The sequence below is a fragment of the Streptomyces sp. NPDC101166 genome (genome assembly GCF_044768125.1).
Taxonomy (GTDB): Bacteria; Actinomycetota; Actinomycetes; order Streptomycetales; family Streptomycetaceae; genus Streptomyces.
This window is the reverse complement of sequence record NZ_JBIWPF010000009.1, coordinates 255,244-275,097: the sequence shown is the minus strand read 5'-3', so window position 1 is coordinate 275,097 and position 19,854 is coordinate 255,244. Positions and strand designations below refer to the sequence as shown.

Sequence of the window (19,854 nt, the reverse complement as noted above, 5' to 3'; positions counted from 1 at the left end):
CGTCGGGCGGAGTGTGCGCGATCCACCAGCCGAACCTTTTTCCCCGGCTGTCCACGCTGGCGAAGCTGTTCACCGCGGACTGGTGGATCGTCCTGGACGACGTCCAATTCGCCCGGCGCGACTACCAGCACCGTGCCCGTCTCGCCGCCTTGGACGATCCCGCTCGGCAGCAGTGGCTCACGCTCCCGACGCACCTTCCCCACGGGCGCCCGACACTGATCAGCCAGGCGCGGCTCGTTGATCCGCATCGTTCGTGCCGGACGGTCCGACTTCTCGTCCGCCAGTACTACGGCCGCAGCCCCTATTGGGGTGCTGTGTCCGAAGTGCTGGACGCGCTCGATGACTCGGACCGTGTGGCCGACCTTGCGAGGGCATCGACGATCGCCCTGCTCAGCGCTCTCGGCTGGACGGGGAAGGTGCGGGACAGCAGCGAGATCCCGACCCGGAAAGGCCGCTCCGAGCGTCTCGCCGACCTCGCGGCAGCCGTCGGCAGCACCCACTATCTGTGCGGCACCGGCGGCCTGCGTTACCTCGACGCCGGTCCCTTCGACGCCCGCGGCATTCCCGTGCTGCCTTTCCACACCCCTGTGGATGACCCGCTCTGGCGATGGGCCCGTCGCTTCAGCAGCCTGTGGGCACTGAGCCGGATCGGGCCCGATGCGCTGGCCGATCAGCTGGCCGCCCAACGAGAAGCTCACCGTTGTGGAGCAGACGCGTGATTGAGCCCACCACCAAGGAAACGGACAAGAGAACCTTCCTGTACGTCGTCTGCGCATGCGGCATCGCCGGTGACGTTGGCAAGCTGGTCACCGCCGCGTAGGAGCAGGGGGGGCGTCGTGGTTGCTGCCAGCCCAGCCGAGCTTGCGGCGGCTGTCGGGCAGCGCGGTGAACGCTTCGCTTTCGCCGGCGATCTCGGCGCTCGTGCGGTTGAGGTCACGGGCTGCGGCGAGCGCGGCGCGGGCGAGGAACTCGGCGGACGGATTGTACCGGACGGCGGCGGACTTGATTGACGTGAACTCTCCTCGCTGAAAAGGGTGTTCGGCTAGTACAGGCGCTTCGTGGCTTGCGGCTGACTCGGACGCTGACGGACGCGGACAGCGCGCTCACGGCGGTTGCGGCGCTCGGTCGGCTTCTCCTCCTGCCCCGGCTTCGATCCGCCCACGGTCGAAGCCTCCCGGACCTGCGCCCCCGGTGCAGGTCCTCCCCGCCTCCCTCGGGGGCGGGGTTGGCGGAAGCTACGCTTCCGCCCCAACTTGCTGCGCGGTCGTATGGGGCGGTGGACGTCTCCTGCCGGTTGGGATGTTCATGGTTGTGGCCGTGCACGTGTGGTTTTCCGGTGTGTGTTCGGAAGGGGAGCTGAGCCGTCTGGCTGATGGCAGACGAGGGCAGCGGCCGGAGCGATTCGGCGGTTGTGAGATGGGATCTGGAAGGGCGTTGGCGCTGTCGAGGTCGTGGCTGTGGTTGTAGTGAGAGCAAGGGCGACCGATCCCCAGACACATGGGGATGGGGACACGCCACTCAGGGGAATGGTCCCCCTGACACGAAATCACGGGGACCGTCCCCTTCCACTGCACGGTCCCGGTCCCCGGGGCTGCTGCGGGGACGGTCCCCGTTGCTGAGGACGCTATGGGGACCGGCATGAAAGGCCCTCGGAGCTGTGACTTCAGAGGGGACCGGTCCCCGACGGCGTGGTCACCGAAAAACGGTCCCCAGGGTGCTCGTCGGGACCGGGTACGACCGGTTCGGGACCGACGTCGTAGCGCCACGCAGATGCCGCGAGGAGCACCGCGCGGACACTCCATCCGTGGTCGGTGGCGAGGGCACGTCCAAAGGGAGTTACTCCTCTCCGTTCGGTTCGTCGAGGGCTGCGAGCAGGGCGGCCATGTGCTCTTCGGAGCGCGTCATGCCGCCGGTCGATGCGGGCGTGCCGCCAGGCAGGGCGTAGAGGTTGAGGCGGCCAGGGGCGGGGGTGTGCTCCCGGGTGATCCACGCGCGCCAGTCGGCTGCCCATGCGGTGGCGGGGCGGGGTGCCCATGTGGCCCGGTAGGTGCGCCACTTCTCGTCGGCGACGTGCAGGGCGTGCTCGCCGAGTCGGTCTGCGTGGCCATGATGCTCCAGCCAGGTGCGGGCGCTGTCGTCGACCTGCCACTCGGTGGCCGAGATGAGCGGGGCAGAGCTGCTGCTGCTCTTACCGTTCACCTTCGGTTCTCTACTGTTCTGGGGGGCGGATTCCGCACCCCCGTCGGGTCGGGATCCGTACCCCCTGGGGGCCGGATTCCGTTCCCCAGGGTTGTATTCCGATCCCCCCTCGCAGTGCTCGGTCGGGTCTGGATCCGGCCCTCCTAGGGCCGGAATCTGATCCTCCAGGGGTGTCGGATTCCGACGCCCCTCCGCGGCCTGATCGGCGAGGAATCGGGCGGCGACCGGGAGGCGGTAGTACGTCTCTCCCCGTGGTCCCTTGCGGTCAGGGATCTGGACCAGCTCGCCGCTGGCGATCAGCTTGGTCAGGGCATCCCGCACGGCCGTGCGGGAGGCGTTGGCGCGTTTCATGAGGGTGGGCACGGACGCGTACGCGACGCACTGCCGGTCGCGGCACCGGTCGGCGATCAGGGAAAGAACCATGCGGGCGGTGCCTTTACTGGCGCTGTGGTCCCACACCCATTCACGGGCGTCGTAGCTCATCGGGCGGCGGCTCCTAGATCAGGGCGTGGAGGTGCGGCCCTCGTCGGGCAGTGCACAGGGAGGAAGTTGCACGCAGCCCTGGTCCGAAGACGCGGGGGAAGGCTGGTGGCGTCATATGGCCAAGACAGCCACATCCATGCCGCGCAAGTCGAGCATTACGCCAGGGAACCAGACAGCTGACGGCGAACGCTTACTGTGAGCGAGGCATCACCAAAATCATAAACCCGGATCAACGGTTGCCGAAATAATGCCCGGTTAGGCGAAGTCAGAGGGATCACATCGAGAGGCCGTTGACTTCCGTCGCGACGCGAAGTTACAACACAACACCCCACGTCAGAGCGCAATGTCGGGCGGAGAAGGAAACGCCCAACGGACCAACGGATAATCCAAATCCCAGCCCAGAGCCATCTCCCGCCCGTCGCCCGGCGGAACATAGCCGACGGTCCCCGGTTAACCAAACCGGCGAATGGAAGCTACAAATGGAGCCATGGCAGCACGATCCCTGGAAATCGGACCGGACGGGATACGGACAGCTCGCACAGTCGAAATCCTCCGCACCGAACGCGGCCTCGCCCAGCGCGAGCTCGCCGCCCGCGTCACCGCCCTCGGTCGTCCGATGACCAACACGATGCTGTCCCGCATCGAACGCGCCCAACAGCGCTGCGACATCGACGACCTCGTCGCCCTCGCCCAGGCCCTCTGGGTCTCACCCCTGGCCCTCCTCCAAGGGATCCGCGCCGCGTAGCCCAGGTGACGCGCGCCGAATGGCCTGCCACCCCGAACCGCCCCCGTGTAAAGGACCCAACGCCCTTGCGCCGACCCGTGATATCCCCTGCCCTTCCTCGCTCTCAACGCGCCGCCCGCATCGCGCGGGAGGTGACGGCGAATGACTGACCGTCTCCTGACCGTGGCCGAGGCTGGTGAAATGCTCGGCACGGGCGAGCGCTTCGTCCGCCGCCTGATCGCCGAGCGTCGCATCCGCTACGTGAAGCTCGGCCGCCCGGTCCGCATCCCCGAGACCGCGATCACCGAGTACGTCGAGGCGCACACCGTCGAGCCGATCCGTCGTGTCCGTACCCGCTACGAGAGGGCCGCCTGATGGCGGGACGCAAGCCGCAGCGGCGGCGAGAGTTCGGCACGACCCGCAAGCTTCCCTCCGGTCGGTGGCAGGCCCGCTACGTCGGCCCGGACGGGCAGCGGTACACCGCCCCCGAGACGTTCGAGACCAGGTCCGACGCCCAGGACTGGCTCAACCTCACCCGGGCCGACATCGAACGCAACCACTGGCGGGACCCGGACGCCGGCGCGGTCAACTTCGAGAAGTACACACTGCGTTGGTTGGAGGAGCGCGGCCTGGCCCCGACCACGGTCGACCGCTACGAGGGCCTGCTGCGCCTGCACATCCTGCCGACCTTCGGCGGCAAGGACCTGGACGAGATCACCCCGCCCTCCGTCCGCACGTGGCGAGCCGAGCGCCTGAAGGCGACTGGCGCCACCACGGTCGCCAAGTCGTACCGCCTCCTAAAGGCCGTCCTTCAGACCGCGGTCGACGACGACCTCCTCCGCACCAACCCATGCCGCATCAAGGGCGCCGGCAAAGAGGAGGCCGACGAGCGACCCACCGCCACCATCGAGCAGGTCTTCGACCTCGCCGATGCGATGGGCCCGCGCTGGCGCCTGATGGTCCTCCTCGGAGCCTTCGCCTCCCTCCGCCCGGAGGAGCTTGCTGAACTGCGCCGTCACAGTGTCGATCTCGACGAATGTTCCCTGCGCGTCACGCAGGCTTCGCCGGAGCTGACCAACGGCAGGCGCGTCACCGGCGACCCCAAGACCCGTGCGGGCAGGCGCACGGTCTACCTGCCTGACTTCCTGCTCCCGGAGCTGCGTCGGCACCTGCAATGGTTCGCGGAGAAGGAGCCGGACGGCCTCCTCTTTGTCGGAGAAAAGGGCGCCCCCTTCCGCCGCTCGACCTTTGGACGGAAGTGGCGCAAGGCGAGGAGCAAGGTCGGGATGCCGGGGCACTTCCGCTTCTACGACCTCCGGCACACAGGCAACAACCTCGCCGCCGACACCGGCGCCAAGCTGAAGGACCTCATGGTCCGCGCCGGCCAGTCCTCGGAGCGGGCCCAGCTGATCTACCAGCACTCGACGGCCAAGCATCAGCGGAAACTAGCGCGGGGGATCGATGCCGAGGTGAGGATCCAGCGGCGGGAGGTAGCCGAGGCCGAGCGGGCAAGCGAAGCGTGACGGACGAGGTTCGCAGGGCCCTGACCGAGCTGCTCGGCTAGGACCCTGCGGGCTATGCCGTGCCTGCCCTGTTGGTGGTGCAATCGCTGTCAACAGCTGAGTTTCGGTCGAACCATACAGAAGAGGTGCATAGTCCCAGGAACGTTCTTGCCGCCCACGAGGGAGGGTCCAGCAAGGACGGAACGTGGGTGAACGTGCAGGCCATGAATGGATCTCCAGCAGGTATGGCCCACTTCGCAGAGCACGTTCCGCTTTTCACCTCGGCGTCACGTTTAGGTCATCTCTAGTCACTCGCCCTTTCTGCGGGCCGTGATCGTCGCATTCTGGATGCATGTGCCTCCGTACCGTGACTGATGGGTGTGGAGGGGATCACGAGGGGGGATTGACGTTGAGCGATGCGTTCGGGTTCCCAGTGTTAGCCACCTCCGCTCTTACCCAGGCCATCGGGTTCCTGTACCGCCGTGCCGAGGTGGTTCTCGACCGGCGAGCAGCGCGTCGGAACGCCGACGAAGAGCGCCCACCGGAGATGGTGCCCGCCGTGGTCGTCGGCGACCCAGGGAGCCCTCTGGACTTCGAACTGGAGCGTTTGACTGCTGAGCGTGCCGAGCGCCTGGACTCCCTGGTGGAGCTGCTGGGTCTCTATGCCGAGAACGAGCAGCTCATCGACGGTCAGGACGAGCGGCTGCGTCGCAACCTCGGCCGGCTGCGGGCCGTTCTCGAAGACATCTACGGGCGCCGCATCACCTTCGTCGGTGAGGAACGGCCGGCCAGTGGTGTCCGAGTGGTGGCGCGTGCCGGAGACGTGCATGGCAAGGCCACTGGCTTCAGGGGTGGTCGTGTGTCTCGCCTCGCGAATGTCGAGGTCGAGCACGACGTCGAAGTCGTGCACCCGGGCGGAGAGGCGACCGGGGCCGTGATCGACGACCTCCTTTAGCCGTCGTATTTCAAGGCCCGCGACTCGAACGATCACCCACGGGGGGACGAACGTGGATTCCGCCACGCCTGGCGATCACTCCAGCTTTGACTGGTCGGACCAGCCGCGCCACGGTGGCGGTTGGCGTCCGCCCGTGCCAGCCCCGCAGGGCGACCTGGCCGACAGGGGGTGGGGAGAGCGAAACCCTGCTGATCAACAGGAAAGGGAATCGCCGGAGGCCCATCAAGATGAGGGCGAGAGCGCCGTCGACACCGAGACCGCGCACGGCGACTCTGGCAGCGATGTTGTTCCCTCACGGGAGGCGGCAGGCGCAGAAGACGACCCGGCCGTCCAGCACATGCGCGGCGTCCTTCGTGCGGCCGTCGCCGAGCTGCGCCAGGAAGCGCTGTTCAACTTCGGTGAGATGAACGCAGTCAAACTGACCGCGATCTTGGGACAGCTGCTCGAACACTCGGAGCTGCCCAGGCGGTATCTCGACACGGTCCGCGCAGTCTTTGCCCCACCCGATGGATACGACGAAGCGTCCAAGACGCTTGAGAACCCCGGTGCTGTGCTCGTTCTCCTACGCGAGCCCGGCGCAGGGCGGACCTTCACGGCTCACGCCCTCCTGGCTGACCTGCAACTCCGTACCGCAGCCAAAGTGGGTCCCCTGAGCTTCGGCACCTCCGGACGGTTTCCGCTGCACCGCTTGCCGAGGGAAGAGAACGCCGGCTACTTGCTGGAACTGCCCTCGGACGAGGACACCTTCGAGGTCAGCGCAGACTTCGGTGCGTCTCTGTTCGAAGTCCAAAGGAACCTTCTCAACCGGTCGTCGCGGTTGATCGTGCTGACGACGCCGGAGCAATGGCAGCGGATCGGCGGCGACGCACCCGCCGACGTCGTACCACCGTTGAAGCGACCAGACGGCCGTGCCGTCGCCGAGGCATGGCTCAAGGCCGAGGCCCCCCCAGACCTCGACGTGTCACGCTGGCTTGCTGATGAGCGCATTGCGAAGTTGCTGGAAGGGCAGTCACCGTCCGACGTACTGGAGACCGTCGGTCACATTCTCAAGGCTGAACGCTCCAAGCCGCTGGCAGACGTCTCGGATTCCGACCCTGACGGTTTTCACGCGAAGGTCCTGAGCGTTGTCCAAGCGCGCACAGCTTGGCGGACGCAGCTGCTGGAGTGGCATAGCAAGAAGGGGCGGACCAGCTTCCAGCGGAACTTCCTGCTCGTCGCGTCACTGCTCCGGAACGCGTCCGTTGCGCACGTCTACGCACAGACAGCAGCCTTGTGCCGTCTCTTTGGGCAGCCGGTCTCGCTGCAGGGGCAGGAAGAGCCTGGCGTCGTCGAGATGGTGTCAGAGATCGATGCTGATCTTGATCCGACGAACGACACCATCGAATTTGCTCGCCCTGGATGGGACGACGCTGTCCTCAGCTACTTCTGGATCGACCGTCCCCCAGCGCGCAAGACCTTCCTGTCCTGGATGGCCGAGGCGCCCACGACGAAGACAACGGACTTCCTGGAAACGTTCACTGCTGAAGAGCGGTTGGTGCTGGCCAACCGAGTAGGTGCCTTCGCCGTGCGGTGGGCCACTCACCATCGGAAGCCGGACCCTCTAGAACAGATCATCTCGGCCTGGCAGAAGGACAGGAACCTCTGGTCGGCGGCTACCGACCTGATTTCTGCCGCTGCCCTTCACCCAACGATGGGCCGGTTCATACACGAGCTCCTTCTGCGGTGGTCCAAGGCAAGCAGCACTCCGGAGCTGCAGAAGCTGACCGTGGAAGTGTGCGCGGGCGAGTTTGGACGGCGAAACACTGCCAAGGCGCTGCTCCGTCTCGGATACGCCGCGGGCTCAACGGATTCTGAAGTGCAGAAGGCAGTCGGCGCAGCCGTACGAACGATCTGGTCCGACCCCTCGGCCCGCAAGAGTCTGTTCACCTCGATCACCAAATGGTGCGCACCGAACTCCGACCGCCTGGCATCCGGCCGGCGCTCATTCGCTGCGCTCGCAACACTGGCCTCGCAGGGCTATGAACCCGAAGAAAGGGTGCCCTCACTGCTCCTGAGAGACAAAGAGGAGGGAGGATTCCAGCCCTCGTACGAGGACCTGTCCATCTGTTGGGGCGCGCTTCTTCTGCCGACCGAAGCTGACGAGGAGGCGCCCACAGAGGCTGTGAATCTCTGGATGGACGCGGCTCACGGTGAGCCCAGCCTTCAGCATTTGATCTTCGGAGTACTCCGCGGAGCCGTCAGCACGGAAGACTCAGCACTAGGGCGCCGACTGCGCCATCGGCTGCGTGATCTCCTGTACGCCTGGCAGCCCTCGCCTGCACCGAGCGTCGATGCGGACCGGGTACGGCTGCGGCACGAACTGGTGGACCTTCTGGATCACGACCGCAGCCGATCCGTCGCCAAGTACCACCCGAGAGCATCCCATCGCTCGGACGAGGCGTGAGCCCACTCATGCGCCGAGGTGACGCCAAGGGTCGAAAAGCCGAACGACCCACATGGATCCGCGAGTTCTGTGACTTCCTCGACAGCAGAGACGACGAACTGACCTTCACCGCCACCATGCGAGTCGAATGGTGCCGTCCCGTTGATGGCCCGAGTACCACGACTGCCTACGACGACGCAGGACGCCAAGTGCGGCTGGTGGCACAGGACATGGCCAAACAGCGCAGCGTTCTGCGTGCGGAGGCCACGGAGCAGGACATCAACTACGAGCTGCGGCGGCGAACGCCGTGGCAGACAGAGGGCATCGAGATCCTTCGGGCTCAGGTCTCGCTACACGTAGACGACCACACACGCTCCAGCGCTGAGCGCATGGCCCAGCTACGCCGCGAGACAGCTCTCGAGGACATCGCGCGACAGCAGACCGCAGCCCGGATCAGATTCATGCAGGACGAAATCCTGCGTACGCCGGCAACTGCCCGGCTCTACCTGACGCTGGAACAGAACGCGCAGCACGGTGCTCTGCCACCGGGCACCGACATCAACGAGATCGTCCGGGACGCCCAGCAATGGCATCCCCAGGCGCAATGGGTGGTGATTGCCCAGCTTCTGCACACGTTCCTCACCAACCTCAGTGCGGAAGACCGAGGCGACCTTCTGCGTACGGTCCGCGGGATGTTCGAGGAGTACGGGGAGAAGGAGCTGGCAGAGCAGCTTCCCGTCACGCTTCACGAAGCCCCACAGGGGAGGCCCGCGTGAAGCGCGGAAACCAATCCGGGCTCACCGTGCTCCGCTGCTTGTTGTCCCCACTTACTAGCTGGCGCGCGTTGCAGATCTTGCGGAATGACCACGAGGGCATGAGCTTCGACGTCGCCTGGCGGCGCGCGAGGCTACGGCGGCACCCTGATGAGGCTCCCTATCTCCGGCATGGTCACGGAGGTGCAGCGTCGGGCTTGGCATCCAAGCGTGAGCCGAGCAGCGACCACCCTGATACGGCCTAGCGATGGCGAGTCCCTTTGCTTCGGCGACTGGTCCCCCGTTTGCCCACCTTGTGACCCAGGCCACCGAGAATGCGTCTCGTTATTCGAGACGGCCGTGTGCCCCGTCGACCCAATCTGCGCCCGAGGGTCCTTGGAGGGAGCGACTGACCTGCACTTAGGGCACGCAGAGGGCACAGGACCCCCGAAATGGTCTAGACAACAAAGAACCCCCGGGGTCTCCGACCTGGGGGTTTCGCATGGAGCGGGTGACGAGAATCGAACTCGCGCTCTCAGCTTGGGAAGCTGATGTTCTACCATTAAACTACACCCGCGTAAGACGCCGGCCGGGCCGGTGTCCGATTGCCTCGTCACTGTACCCCATGCCGAGCCCACCGCGCTGAAGCCAGGGGCTCGAGGGAACCTTGCGCCGCGTGCGTTTCAAGGGCGGGATCCGGGTACACGTGGCCGGAGTTGGGGCGTACCGTGGGGCCGCGCGTCGAGCCGGCCAGGGGTGTTCCGCGTCCCGGAGTGCCGCTTGTGAAGCCGTCCTGAACGTCCCGTAGTGTGGCCTTTGTCCGGCGGGCAGCAGCCGGACGTGGCTCTTGGGGAAGGGACTCTTGGACTTGATGGAGCGCACCGTCGTCCGTTGTGCCGATGGGCACGTGTTCAGCACCGCTTCGTTCCCGATGCAGAAGGCCGAGCGCCTCGGCCCGGGGCGGCTCGTCCGGTGTCCTCGCTGTGCGCGGATGCGCAGCGTGGTGCCGGTGCCCCTCGAAAGCGTCGTCGGCAGCGGCAGTGGTAGCGGCAGGAAGCAGTGACGCGGCAGTAAGGCAGCTGAGCAGCAGGGGCTCTGTCACAGGCCGTAGCGGGCCGTAGCGGGGTCGGCGCGCGGAGTCGTCCGATTGTGGTCGGTCCGCGCGCCTTGCGTATCCTCGGGACGTGCTTCTCTCAGACAAGGACATCCGGGCCGAGATCGACGCCGGGCGGGTACGGATCGATCCCTTCGACGATTCCATGGTGCAGCCGTCGAGCATCGACGTACGGCTGGACCGCTACTTCCGGGTGTTCGAGAACCACCGGTACCCGCACATCGACCCCTCCATCGAGCAGGTGGACCTCACGCGGCTGGTGGAGCCGGAGGGCGACGAACCGTTCATCCTCCACCCCGGTGAGTTCGTGCTCGCCTCGACGTACGAGGTCATCACGCTCCCCGACGACCTCGCCTCGCGGCTGGAGGGCAAGAGCTCCCTCGGCCGGCTCGGGCTCGTCACCCACTCCACCGCCGGGTTCATCGACCCGGGGTTCTCCGGGCACGTCACCCTGGAGCTGTCCAACCTCGCCACCCTGCCCATCAAGCTCTGGCCCGGGATGAAGATCGGGCAGCTGTGCATGTTCCGGCTCACCTCGCCCGCCGAGCACCCCTACGGCAGTGAGCGGTACGGCTCCCGGTACCAGGGTCAGCGCGGCCCGACCGCCTCCCGGTCCTACCTCAACTTCCACCGGACCCAGGTATGAGCGACGAGTCCGCGACCGCGCCCATACGCGAGAACCTCACCTACGAGGCGTTCGGCACCGCCGTGCGCGAGCTCGCGCAGACGATCGCCGACGACGGCTACGAGCCGGACATCGTGCTCTCCATCGCCCGCGGCGGCGTCTTCGTGGCCGGCGGGCTCGCGTACGCCCTCGACTGCAAGAACATCCACCTGGTCAACGTGGAGTTCTACACCGGCGTCGGGACCACCCTCGACATGCCCGTCATGCTCGCTCCCGTCCCCGACGTCGTCGACTTCTCCGACAAGAAGGTCCTCATCACCGACGACGTCGCCGACACCGGCAAGACGCTCAAACTGGTGCGCGACTTCTGCCTGGAGACCGTCGCCGAGGTCCGCACCGCCGTCATCTACGAGAAGTCCCACTCCCTCGTGAAGTGCGAGTACGTCTGGAAGCGGACGGACGAATGGATCAACTTCCCGTGGAGTGTCCTGCCTGTGGTGCGTAAGTCGGGGGAGCCGGTCACCCCGTCCAGGGAAGCGCTCTGACCTGCGGGTCTTGCACAGCCGACAATCGACTCCTTCCACCGCAGCCCCCCCTCGCGACCGTAGCCTCACTCAACCCGGCGAACTGATGGGCCGGCGGCACCAGTTCGCATGGGTCAGGGGCCGTTCAGGGTTGTGATCAGGGTGATCACCGATGGGCGACAGCGACTGCACGCAGCAGAGTTGGCGTTGTCAGCAATTCCCGTCAGCGCCGTGGAAGAGAAGCTTCGATGCGTATCCGCCTCGCCGTCACCACCCTCGCCCTGGCCGCCGCTCTCACCGCCGGCGCGGCCCTGCCCGCGGCGGCCGCCACACCTGCCTCCAGCGCCCCGGCGGCCGCGAACCCCACCGTTCAGGACATCCTCGACCGCTTGCCCGACGATGTCGTGGCGGGCGCGCTGGTCAGACGGGACGGCGTGGTGGCCACCGCCGGCCCGGTCACCGCTGACGCTCATGTCCGGATCGGCAGTGTCACCAAGGCATTCACCAACACGGTGGTGCTCCAACTCGTCGCCGAGCACCGGATCGGCCTGGACACACCGGCGCGGAGGTACGTCCCCCAAGTGCTGCCCGAGGCGTACGACCGCGTCACCGTGCGCCAGCTCCTCGACCACACGAGCGGCCTGCCCAGGCCCGCCCGGACGCCTGGCCCGGCCGACGGACCCGGATGGCAGCTCGAGTCGGTGACGCCCGAGGACTTCCTGCGCGACTCGTTCGCCGCAGTCACCGACGCGCCGCCCGCACCCGGCTCCGAGCAGCAGTACAACGGACTCAACTCCTTCGTCCTCGGCCTGATCGTCGAGAAGGTCACCGGCCACTCCTTCGCCGACGAACTGCAGCGCAGAATCATCCGGCCGCTGCGTCTGAGGCACACGAGCCTGCCCGCCGCCGACGACCCCACGATCCCCTCGCCCCACGCGGAGGTGTACCTCGAGGGGCAGGACGTGACCGAGCAGAGCCCGTACCCGTGGGCCGAGGGAGGCATGATCTCCACCGCCGCCGACCTGGACCGCTTCATCACCGCACTGTTCCGGGGCCGCCTGCTCCCGCCCGCCCAGCAGAAGCTGGTGTTCGAGACACCGAACGTGAAGAGCGCCGCCGGCAACACGAACTGCGTCGGGCAGCAGGCCTGCTACAGCATCGGCGGACTCCTGCGCCACCAGCTCCCGAGCGGCGAGTACGTGTGGGGCAAGACCGGTTCCCGCCCCGGCTGGGACAACGGGGTCTTCGCCACCCGCAACCTCCGGCACCGCGTGGTGTACTCCCTGAACCCGACGGGGACAGGCAACGACCTCCCGTACATCAAGGCGATCGTCAACGCCGCGTTCGCCGGGCCGCGCGCGGTGAGCGGAGCAGCCGCCTTGGACCGGTAGAGACGAGTGACGCGTCGCCTCTGGGGGGTGTGTCAGGCTGAGGTCACCAGGATCCAGAGGCTGAGAAGCAGGCTCCCGACGGCTATGGCTCCGTGGAGCACCACCCAGAGGATCCAGATCCTCAGTTTGAGGATCCGAGGGAACTCGGCCCGGTGTTCCGCGTGGTTGTCGGCGATGAGGCCGCGCAAGTTGATCTCCGGGTGGCGAAGTCCCAGTTCCTGACGCAAGCTGTCCGCGAGGCCGGAGTGGACGGCCCAACGCTCTCCGTACTTCGCACTCGCCACCGCGCCGAAGGCGCCCAGTGCGCACAGGGGGAGCGTCAGGCCCAACGTGGACGCGCCAAGGCCCTCTTGCTGAGTAAGGAAGCCAAGAGCCGCAGCCGTCACGATGATCACGATGTTGGTCAGTGCTGCTCGTTGGTTCTCCATCTGCCGAGCTTCCTCGCGCTGCCCCTTCCACAGTTCGAGCAGCACGTCAGACTCGTCTGCCATGGACCCCTCCCCACCCTGAGACCGGTCCCCCGGGACCAGGAAAGCCCGGTCGAAGTCTTCAGCCAAGAGGGCCTCCCCGCGCGGCTCTTGCCCTGCACGTAGGCTCTGGTGCGCGCGGTCGACCGGGGGCGCGGTGGGCCCGTGCCGTAGGGGTTGGCCGAAGGGAGCGTTCCGCTGTGACGCATGCTCATGAGGAAGAAGTTCTGGCCCGGATCGCCAAGGGGCTCGTCTACACCGAGTCGGAAGCGGCCTTCCAGGCCCCTCGGCGCCGCACCTCGGAGATCTTCGAGTACAACCACACACCACCGAGCGAAACCGAGAAGCGTCGATCGCTGCTCGTCGCGATCTTCGGCTCTGTCGGTGAGCGCACGGTGCTGCTGCCGCCGTTCCACGCAGGGTTCGGCAGCAATGTCCATATCGGGGACGACTTCTTCGGGAACGTGAACCTCACGTTCGTCGACGATGTGGACATCCGGATAGGCGACGGCGTCATGATCGCGCCCAGCGTGACACTGACCACGACGGGGCACCCGGTGCATCCCTCGCGACGCGCCGACTTCGGACGGTTCTCGGAACCGATCGTGATCGAGGACAAGGTGTGGATCGGCAGCAACGTGGTGGTCCTGCCCGGCGTTCGTATCGGACACGGGTCGGTCATCGGCGCCGGCAGCGTCGTCAGCCGCAGCATTCCCCCGATGACCGTCGCGGTCGGAACCCCTTGCCGGGTGGTCCGCCCCATCACGGACGAGGACCTCGCCACACGTACCGCCGCTCGGCGACCCCGTCAGTGATCCGGGCGCAGCGGCCGAGCCGCACACCGAAGCTGTCCGACCTGCTGTGCCTGCCGGCGCCCGGCCTGGCGCCGTGGCGTCACATGTTCCGGCAGGCCGTGGCCTCGAACTCGGTCATGGGGACGGTGACCGCGGTTTCGTCGCCGTCCTCCGAGACGCTGAGGTAGCGGACTGATCCCGGGGTGATCCGGTTCCGGTCGGCGAGGGTGAAGGAGGCGTCGCGCGACGACCACGAGTTGTCCTCGGTCCAGCCGTAGAGGTGGTACGTGGTTCCGGCGGCGAGCGGGGTGAGAGGTTCGGTCGCGGTCCAGCCGGGCGCGGGGGAGTCGAGGGTCCAGGTGGCGAGACCGGGCGTGAGGGGACGTTCGGCGGTCCATGAGCCGACCGTCACCGCCTTGTCGGGGTCGGCGCTGTCCACGGAGAGCGTCGCGCCGTCGATCCGATGTCCGCAGACCATCATGACGCCGAGCAGACGTCCGTCCTCGGTCACGGAGACGCCGGCGACGGCGTCGATGGGGACCGTGCATCCCGAGGTGGCGGCCAGGGCGACGCAGGCCGCGGCGGAACCGATGAAGCGCCGGCACGCCGGCCGTGAGGTCGTCGACCGCACAAGTCCCCCTTACCGGCGCACTGTTGGACTCCCCTCCCCCGGATGGTAGGGGCGAGTGGCGTCCCGTACGGGGGCGTTGACCTCATCCGTTGCGCGCTCGTAGCCGCTTCGTAGTGACCACGCGAAGGCTCCCCGCCGAACAGACAGGCGGGGAGCCTCATGTGAGTCCCTGAGGGGTGCGGCAAGCCGCTAGAACGTGCCCAGCTTCACTATCGACAGCAGTGCCACGAGCTGGATCGCCGAGGCACCCAGCGCCTTCGGCCACAGCAGGTCGTGGGAGCGGCTGACCATGAGCGTGAGCAGGACGCCGGCCGCGACCCAGGTCGCCCAGCCCAGCATCTGGACGAACGCCGCGTCGCCGCCGAAGAACATCGCGACGACCAGGCGCGGGGCGTCCGTGAGGCACATGATCAGCATGGAGAGACCGACCGTCGGCTGCCATGCGCCGTTGCCGCCGAGCTGGCGGGCGAGGGTGTGGGTGACGACGCCCAGGATGAACGCGCTCAGCACCATCGCGACGCCCGTCGTCAGGACGATCGGGATCGCGTTGGACAACGTCGCGTTGATGGTGTCCCGGCGGGTGTCGTCGAAGCCGAAGACCGCGATCAGACCGTAGAGGAAGGTCACGACCAGGGCGGGGCCCCACATCGTGTAGTCCCGCATCCGCAGGAATGTCTGGTTGGGGGAGAGGACGATCCCCTTCAGCAGTTCCTTCCAGGGCAGGCGCGGGCCGATCGGGCCCACGGGGGCGCCGGAGCCGGCCTGGTAGGTCCCGCCCTGGTTGTACCGGTCCTGCTCGTCGATCGAGAAGGCCTGGGTGTGACCCGGGTTGTTCGCGGCGTACGGGTCGTGCGGGGCGCCCGCCCCCGCGGGGCCGCCGTAAGGGTCGTCGCCGCCGAAGTACTCCGGCTCGCCGCCCGGTCCGCCGTAACCGCCGTGCCCGCCGCTCGCCCCGTGCCCGCCGTAACCGCCGCCCCGGCCACCGGCGTTGGCCGAAGGCCACTGTCCGCCGCCACCGCCGCCGTGGGGCGGCTGCTGGCCGCCGCCGCGGTACTGCGGCCGCTGCGGCGTCGAGGGAGAGCCGTACGGCGGCTGCCCCTGGGGCGCCTGCTGCCCGTACGGAGGGTTTTGGGGTCGCGCTTGCGCAGCGCGGCCGTCCCGGCCGCCGCGTCCGATCCTGAATCCAGCCACGCCTTCGAACGTACCTGGTCCTGCGGAGCGACGTGCCGGGCCCTACCGTCCGGTACCGGCTTTGCGGCCGACCTGTGACATCCCCTAAGGGAGACCCGTACCCCCACCCGTATCCCACCCCCGGCCGCCCCGGGCCCGTCCCGCCCCCCGCCCTCAAGACGAACGCCCCCCGTCCGTCGCGCGGAGAACGCGCTGGACAGGGGGCGTGTCAAAGGGCCCTGGGGGACGCTCACTTCACCGGCTGCGGCTCCGGCTCGCTCTCCGTCTCCCCGGCGGCGGCCGGGGGCTCGTCCTCGGCCGGGGTCTTGACCGACTCCAGCAGGAGCTGGGCGACGTCCACGACCTGGATGGACTCCTTCGCCTTGCCGTCGTTCTTCTTGCCGTTCACGGAGTCCGTGAGCATGACGAGGCAGAACGGGCACGCCGTCGAGACGATGTCGGGGTTCAGCGAAAGAGCCTCGTCGACGCGCTCGTTGTTGATGCGCTTGCCGATCCGCTCCTCCATCCACATCCGCGCGCCGCCGGCGCCGCAGCAGAAGCCGCGCTCCTTGTGGCGGTGCATCTCCTCGTTGCGCAGGCCCGGCACGCTCGCGATGATCTCGCGCGGCGGCGTGTAGATCTTGTTGTGCCGGCCCAGGTAGCAGGGGTCGTGGTAGGTGATGATGCCCTCGACCGGGGTGACCGGGATCAGCTTGCCCTCGTCCACCAGGTGCTGGAGCAGCTGGGTGTGGTGGATGACCTCGTAGTCGCCGCCGAGCTGCGGGTACTCGTTGCCGAGCGTGTTGAGGCAGTGCGGGCAGGTGGCGACGATCTTCTTGGCCGACTTCGGCTTCTTCGACTCGGGCGTGACCTTGCCCTCGTCGTCGGTCTCCTCGCCGAACGCCATGTTGAGCGCCATGACGTTCTCCATGCCGAGCTCCTGGAAGAGGGGCTCGTTGCCGAGACGGCGGGCGGAGTCACCGGTGCACTTCTCGTCGCCGCCCATGATGGCGAACTTGACGCCCGCGATGTGCAGCAGCTCCGCGAAGGCCTTCGTGGTCTTCTTGGCGCGGTCCTCCAGGGCGCCGGCGCAGCCGACCCAGTACAGGTACTCGACCTCGGACAGGTCCTCGATGTCCTTGCCGACGACCGGCACCTCGAAGTCGACTTCCTTCAGCCACTCCAGGCGCTGCTTCTTGGCCAGGCCCCAGGGGTTGCCCTTCTTCTCCAGGTTCTTGAGCATCGTGCCCGCCTCGGAGGGGAACGACGACTCGATCATCACCTGGTAGCGGCGCATGTCGACGATGTGGTCGACGTGCTCGATGTCCACCGGGCACTGCTCGACGCAGGCGCCGCAGGTGGTGCAGGACCACAGGACGTCCGGGTCGATGACGCCGTTCTCCTCGGCCGTGCCGATCAGCGGGCGCTCGGCCTCGGCCAGCGCGGCCGCGGGGACGTCCTTGAGCTGCTCCTCGGAGGCCTTCTCCTCGCCCTCCATGGTCTTGCCGCCGCCGGCCAGCAGGTACGGCGCCTTGGCGTGCGCGTGGTCGCGCAGCGACATGATGAGCAGCTTGGGGGAGAGCGGCTTGCCGGTGTTCCAGGCGGGGCACTGCGACTGGCAGCGGCCGCACTCGGTGCAGGTGGAGAAGTCCAGCAGGCCCTTCCAGGAGAACTGCTCGACCTGGGAGACGCCGAAGACGTCGTCGTCACCGGGGTCGGTGAAGTCGATCGGCTTGCCGCCGGAGGTCATCGGCTGGAGTCCGCCGAGGGCGGTGCCGCCGGTCGCCTCGCGCTTGAACCAGATGTTCGGGAAGGCCAGGAAGCGGTGCCAGGCCACGCCCATGTTGGTGTTGAGCGAGACGACGATCATCCAGATGAACGAGGTGCTGATCTTCACCATGGCGGTGAGATAGATCAGGTTCTGCAGCGCGCCGACGCTCAGTCCCTTGAAGGCCAGGACCAGCGGGTACGAGGCGAAGTACGCCGCCTCGTAGTGCTCCACGTGGTGGATCGCGCCCTCGAGGCCGCGCAGCACGTAGATGGCGAGGCCGATGGTGAGGATGACGTACTCGACGAAGTACGCCTGGCCCGCCTTGGAGCCCGCGAAGCGGGACTTGCGGCCCGGGCGGGACGGCAGGTTCAGCAGGCGGATCACGATCAGCACGGCGATGCCGAGGATCGTCATCACGCCGATGAACTCGATGTAGAGCTCGAAGGGCAGGAAGCCGCCGATGACGGGCAGCGTCCAGTCGGCCTCGAAGAGCTGCCCGAACGCCTGCGCCAGGGTGGGCGGCAGGGTGAGGAAGCCGACGGCGACGAACCAGTGGGCGAAGCCCACGATGCCCCAGCGGTTCATGCGCGTGTGGCCGAGGAACTCCTTCACCAGGGTCACGCTGCGCTGGTAGGGGTTGTCCGTCCGGGTGCCCGCCGGGACCGGCTGGCCCAGCTTGAAGTAGCGGACGAACTGGCCGATCGCGCGTGCGAGCAGTGCGACGCCGACCACGGTCAGGACCAGCGACACGATGATCGCGGCGAGTTGCATGGGGGCTCCTCGGGCCTGCGAGGGAGGATGTTCGAGATTACTAAGCGGTAACTTATGCAGTCCGTCTGAGACTACCCCGATCTCCCGCCGCACTGTAGCCGGGCCTGGGGTGATCTGAATCGCTGAGGGTCACCTCAGAAATCCCTTCCGATCCCGACCGTGTTATTCGTACCAAATTGGTACATTCATGACTAATTTATATCCGTGCTCTACGGGATCGTCGCCGCCACCACCGCCCTGCTCCTCACCGCCGTCCTAGCCGTGCTGCTGCGCGCGCCCGCGCTGCGGCTCGGGCTGCTCGACCGACGTCACCGGCAGCGGCGCGTTCCCCTGTCCGGGGGCGCCGCCGTCGTATTGGCCACCTGCCTGGTCGTGGCCGCAGGGGAGTGGACCGGATACGCGCCCCTGCGGGACGGGATGGGCGCGCTGCTCGCCGCGGCCGCCGGGGTCGCCGCGCTGGGACTGGCCGCCGACCTGTGGCGGCTCAAGACCTGGCTGCTCGCCCTCGGTACGGTGATCGCTGCGGCCTTCGTGGTGCCGTACGGCGACACCGGCGCGGCCGAGGGGGCCGTGGCCGTGTGCTGGATCGCGTGCGTGGCGCTCGCCTTCCGGGCCCTCGACCATGCCGACGGCGTGGCCGGGACGGTCGGGGTCGTCACCGCGTTCGGAGTGGGCGCCTGCGCCGCGGCCGAGGTGATGGACGGGCTCGCGGTGCTGCTCAGTGTGCTGGCCGCCGCGCTGACCGGCTTCCTGATGCACAACTGGCCACCCGCGCGCGTGGCGCTCGGCGGCTGCGGCTCGCTGTTCGCCGGGTTCGTGCTGGCCGCGGCGGCCGTGTCCGCGCGCGCGGGGCAGGAGGCGGCCACCGGCGCCGCCGTGCTGTTCGCGCTCTCCGCGGTCGCCGTCGCCGACGCGGCCCTCGTCCTGCTGGCACGGCGCGTCGCGGGCCGGCCGCTGACGCGCGGCGGCCGGGACCATCTCGCGCACCGGTTGCGGCGGCTCGGCCTCACCCCCCAGGGAGTGACGATCGTCATCGGTGCCGCGGCCTTCGCCGGGGTACTCGTGGGAGTGCTGGTGCATTCCGGCTGGGCGGACGCCCACGCCGTGCTGTGGGTGGCGGGCGCGACCTCGCTCGTCGTCCTGGGGCTGTGGCGGGTGCCGGTGTACGGGCGCGCGGGCGAAGGGCGTTGGGCCGAAGGGCGCGCCGGCGACGGGCGCCAGGCGGAGGGTCGTCCGGTCTACGGCGCCGTACGCCGCGCGGGGGAGGCGGGCGCGCGCCGCGCGAGACGGGGCTTCGTACGCCGTGCGGACGAGGTCGAGGTGCGCCGGGTCGGCGAGGTGGACGCGCGCCGCGCCGGTGAGGCCCCCGCGCGGGGCGGACAGCGTCCGCGGCGTCAACCTGTGTCCGCTGTGAGTCCCCCTCGCAGTTCGGCCGAAACGGTCGTGCGAACGGCTCGGCGGATGGATTCCTCCCAGGTCAGCGGCCCCTTGCGTGTAAGGAACGGATAAGAGTTGAGCCCGCTCGACTCATGTCTGTTGACCGCACGGGAACCGTCGTG

General features: G+C 67.9%; 19 protein-coding genes and 1 tRNA gene. 14 read left to right on the top strand and 6 right to left on the bottom strand.

The window, feature by feature from the left end; all coding sequences use genetic code 11:
- The first annotated feature begins 11 nt into the window (after positions 1-11).
- Positions 12-719, top strand: coding sequence for a WbqC family protein (locus tag ACIRS4_RS18585; RefSeq protein ID WP_404196724.1), 708 nt, complete (start codon positions 12-14; stop codon positions 717-719).
- A 117-nt stretch (positions 720-836) separates the two neighbouring features.
- Positions 837-1,010: a hypothetical protein gene (locus ACIRS4_RS18580; protein ID WP_404196721.1), complete on the top strand. Its 174-nt coding sequence runs from the start codon at positions 837-839 to the stop codon at positions 1,008-1,010.
- Positions 1,011-1,836: 826 nt separating this feature from the next.
- On the opposite strand, the gene ACIRS4_RS18575 is transcribed toward ACIRS4_RS18580, so the two are convergent.
- Positions 1,837-2,199 (bottom strand): hypothetical protein, encoded by a 363-nt coding sequence (locus tag ACIRS4_RS18575; protein WP_404196719.1) that lies wholly within the window; start codon positions 2,197-2,199, stop codon positions 1,837-1,839.
- A 970-nt stretch (positions 2,200-3,169) separates the two neighbouring features.
- Here ACIRS4_RS18575 and ACIRS4_RS18570 point away from each other — a divergent pair.
- The 6 genes from ACIRS4_RS18570 to ACIRS4_RS18545 all read left to right on the top strand — a co-directional run bounded on the left by ACIRS4_RS18570 (position 3,170) and on the right by ACIRS4_RS18545 (position 9,061).
- Positions 3,170-3,427, top strand: coding sequence for a helix-turn-helix domain-containing protein (locus tag ACIRS4_RS18570; protein ID WP_404196716.1), 258 nt, complete (start codon positions 3,170-3,172; stop codon positions 3,425-3,427).
- Positions 3,428-3,568: 141 nt separating this feature from the next.
- Positions 3,569-3,781, top strand: coding sequence for a helix-turn-helix domain-containing protein (locus ACIRS4_RS18565; protein WP_404196713.1), 213 nt, complete (start codon positions 3,569-3,571; stop codon positions 3,779-3,781).
- Positions 3,781-4,929 carry a tyrosine-type recombinase/integrase gene (locus ACIRS4_RS18560; protein WP_404196711.1) on the top strand — a complete coding sequence of 383 codons (1,149 nt, stop codon included), beginning with the start codon at positions 3,781-3,783 and terminating at the stop codon, positions 4,927-4,929. Before ACIRS4_RS18565 ends, ACIRS4_RS18560 begins: the two co-directional genes overlap by 1 nt.
- A 388-nt stretch (positions 4,930-5,317) precedes the next feature.
- A complete protein-coding gene (locus ACIRS4_RS18555) occupies positions 5,318-5,863 on the top strand; it encodes a hypothetical protein (RefSeq protein WP_404196708.1) in 546 nt (181 codons plus the stop codon).
- Positions 5,864-5,915: 52 nt separating this feature from the next.
- Entirely contained in the window at positions 5,916-8,306 is a 2,391-nt protein-coding gene (locus ACIRS4_RS18550) for a hypothetical protein (RefSeq protein WP_404196705.1), read from the top strand.
- Between the two features lie 8 nt (positions 8,307-8,314).
- Positions 8,315-9,061 (top strand): hypothetical protein, encoded by a 747-nt coding sequence (locus ACIRS4_RS18545; protein WP_404196703.1) that lies wholly within the window; start codon positions 8,315-8,317, stop codon positions 9,059-9,061.
- 479 nt (positions 9,062-9,540) lie between these two features.
- Here ACIRS4_RS18545 and ACIRS4_RS18540 read toward each other — a convergent pair.
- Positions 9,541-9,614 (bottom strand) — tRNA-Gly (locus tag ACIRS4_RS18540).
- A gap of 294 nt (positions 9,615-9,908) precedes the next feature.
- On the opposite strand from ACIRS4_RS18540, the gene ACIRS4_RS18535 reads away from it, so the two are divergent.
- From ACIRS4_RS18535 to ACIRS4_RS18520, 4 genes are all read left to right on the top strand, one after another.
- Entirely contained in the window at positions 9,909-10,100 is a 192-nt protein-coding gene (locus tag ACIRS4_RS18535; protein ID WP_404196700.1) for a hypothetical protein, read from the top strand.
- 121 nt (positions 10,101-10,221) lie between these two features.
- Positions 10,222-10,797, top strand: coding sequence for a dCTP deaminase (gene dcd / locus ACIRS4_RS18530; RefSeq protein ID WP_404196698.1), 576 nt, complete (start codon positions 10,222-10,224; stop codon positions 10,795-10,797).
- On the top strand, positions 10,794-11,321 hold the full coding sequence (locus ACIRS4_RS18525; protein ID WP_404196696.1) for a phosphoribosyltransferase: 528 nt from the start codon (positions 10,794-10,796) through the stop codon (positions 11,319-11,321). The genes dcd and ACIRS4_RS18525 overlap by 4 nt, the downstream gene beginning before the upstream one ends.
- 227 nt (positions 11,322-11,548) lie before the next feature.
- A complete protein-coding gene (locus ACIRS4_RS18520; protein WP_404196694.1) occupies positions 11,549-12,691 on the top strand; it encodes a serine hydrolase domain-containing protein in 1,143 nt (380 codons plus the stop codon).
- Between the two features lie 32 nt (positions 12,692-12,723).
- On the opposite strand, the gene ACIRS4_RS18515 is transcribed toward ACIRS4_RS18520, so the two are convergent.
- A complete protein-coding gene (locus tag ACIRS4_RS18515; RefSeq protein WP_404196691.1) occupies positions 12,724-13,182 on the bottom strand; it encodes a hypothetical protein in 459 nt (152 codons plus the stop codon).
- Between the two features lie 176 nt (positions 13,183-13,358).
- On the opposite strand from ACIRS4_RS18515, the gene ACIRS4_RS18510 reads away from it, so the two are divergent.
- Positions 13,359-13,973, top strand: coding sequence for a sugar O-acetyltransferase (locus ACIRS4_RS18510; RefSeq protein ID WP_404196689.1), 615 nt, complete (start codon positions 13,359-13,361; stop codon positions 13,971-13,973).
- 79 nt (positions 13,974-14,052) lie between these two features.
- On the opposite strand, the gene ACIRS4_RS18505 is transcribed toward ACIRS4_RS18510, so the two are convergent.
- The 3 genes from ACIRS4_RS18505 to ACIRS4_RS18495 form a co-directional block, all read right to left on the bottom strand.
- A complete protein-coding gene (locus ACIRS4_RS18505) occupies positions 14,053-14,583 on the bottom strand; it encodes a hypothetical protein (protein WP_404196686.1) in 531 nt (176 codons plus the stop codon).
- A gap of 189 nt (positions 14,584-14,772) precedes the next feature.
- The gene (locus tag ACIRS4_RS18500) at positions 14,773-15,774 is read right to left on the bottom strand and encodes a Yip1 family protein (RefSeq protein ID WP_404196683.1); all 1,002 of its coding nucleotides are present in this window, start codon (positions 15,772-15,774) and stop codon (positions 14,773-14,775) included.
- Between the two features lie 229 nt (positions 15,775-16,003).
- Positions 16,004-18,295 carry a heterodisulfide reductase-related iron-sulfur binding cluster gene (locus ACIRS4_RS18495; RefSeq protein ID WP_404196680.1) on the bottom strand — a complete coding sequence of 764 codons (2,292 nt, stop codon included), beginning with the start codon at positions 18,293-18,295 and terminating at the stop codon, positions 16,004-16,006.
- Positions 18,296-18,499: 204 nt separating this feature from the next.
- Here ACIRS4_RS18495 and ACIRS4_RS18490 point away from each other — a divergent pair, with 204 nt between their 5' ends.
- A complete protein-coding gene (locus ACIRS4_RS18490; RefSeq protein ID WP_404196678.1) occupies positions 18,500-19,804 on the top strand; it encodes an MraY family glycosyltransferase in 1,305 nt (434 codons plus the stop codon).
- Positions 19,805-19,854 lie beyond the last annotated feature (50 nt).

Coding starts and splice junctions, on each gene's coding strand:
- ACIRS4_RS18495 (WP_404196680.1), bottom strand. CDS start 18,295: ATGCAACTCGCCGCGATCATCGTGTCGCTGGTCCTGACCGTGGTCGGC.
- ACIRS4_RS18565 (WP_404196713.1), top strand. CDS start 3,569: ATGACTGACCGTCTCCTGACCGTGGCCGAGGCTGGTGAAATGCTCGGC.
- ACIRS4_RS18515 (WP_404196691.1), bottom strand. CDS start 13,182: ATGGCAGACGAGTCTGACGTGCTGCTCGAACTGTGGAAGGGGCAGCGC.
- ACIRS4_RS18570 (WP_404196716.1), top strand. CDS start 3,170: ATGGCAGCACGATCCCTGGAAATCGGACCGGACGGGATACGGACAGCT.
- ACIRS4_RS18525 (WP_404196696.1), top strand. CDS start 10,794: ATGAGCGACGAGTCCGCGACCGCGCCCATACGCGAGAACCTCACCTAC.
- ACIRS4_RS18560 (WP_404196711.1), top strand. CDS start 3,781: ATGGCGGGACGCAAGCCGCAGCGGCGGCGAGAGTTCGGCACGACCCGC.
- ACIRS4_RS18520 (WP_404196694.1), top strand. CDS start 11,549: ATGCGTATCCGCCTCGCCGTCACCACCCTCGCCCTGGCCGCCGCTCTC.
- ACIRS4_RS18545 (WP_404196703.1), top strand. CDS start 8,315: ATGCGCCGAGGTGACGCCAAGGGTCGAAAAGCCGAACGACCCACATGG.
- ACIRS4_RS18535 (WP_404196700.1), top strand. CDS start 9,909: ATGGAGCGCACCGTCGTCCGTTGTGCCGATGGGCACGTGTTCAGCACC.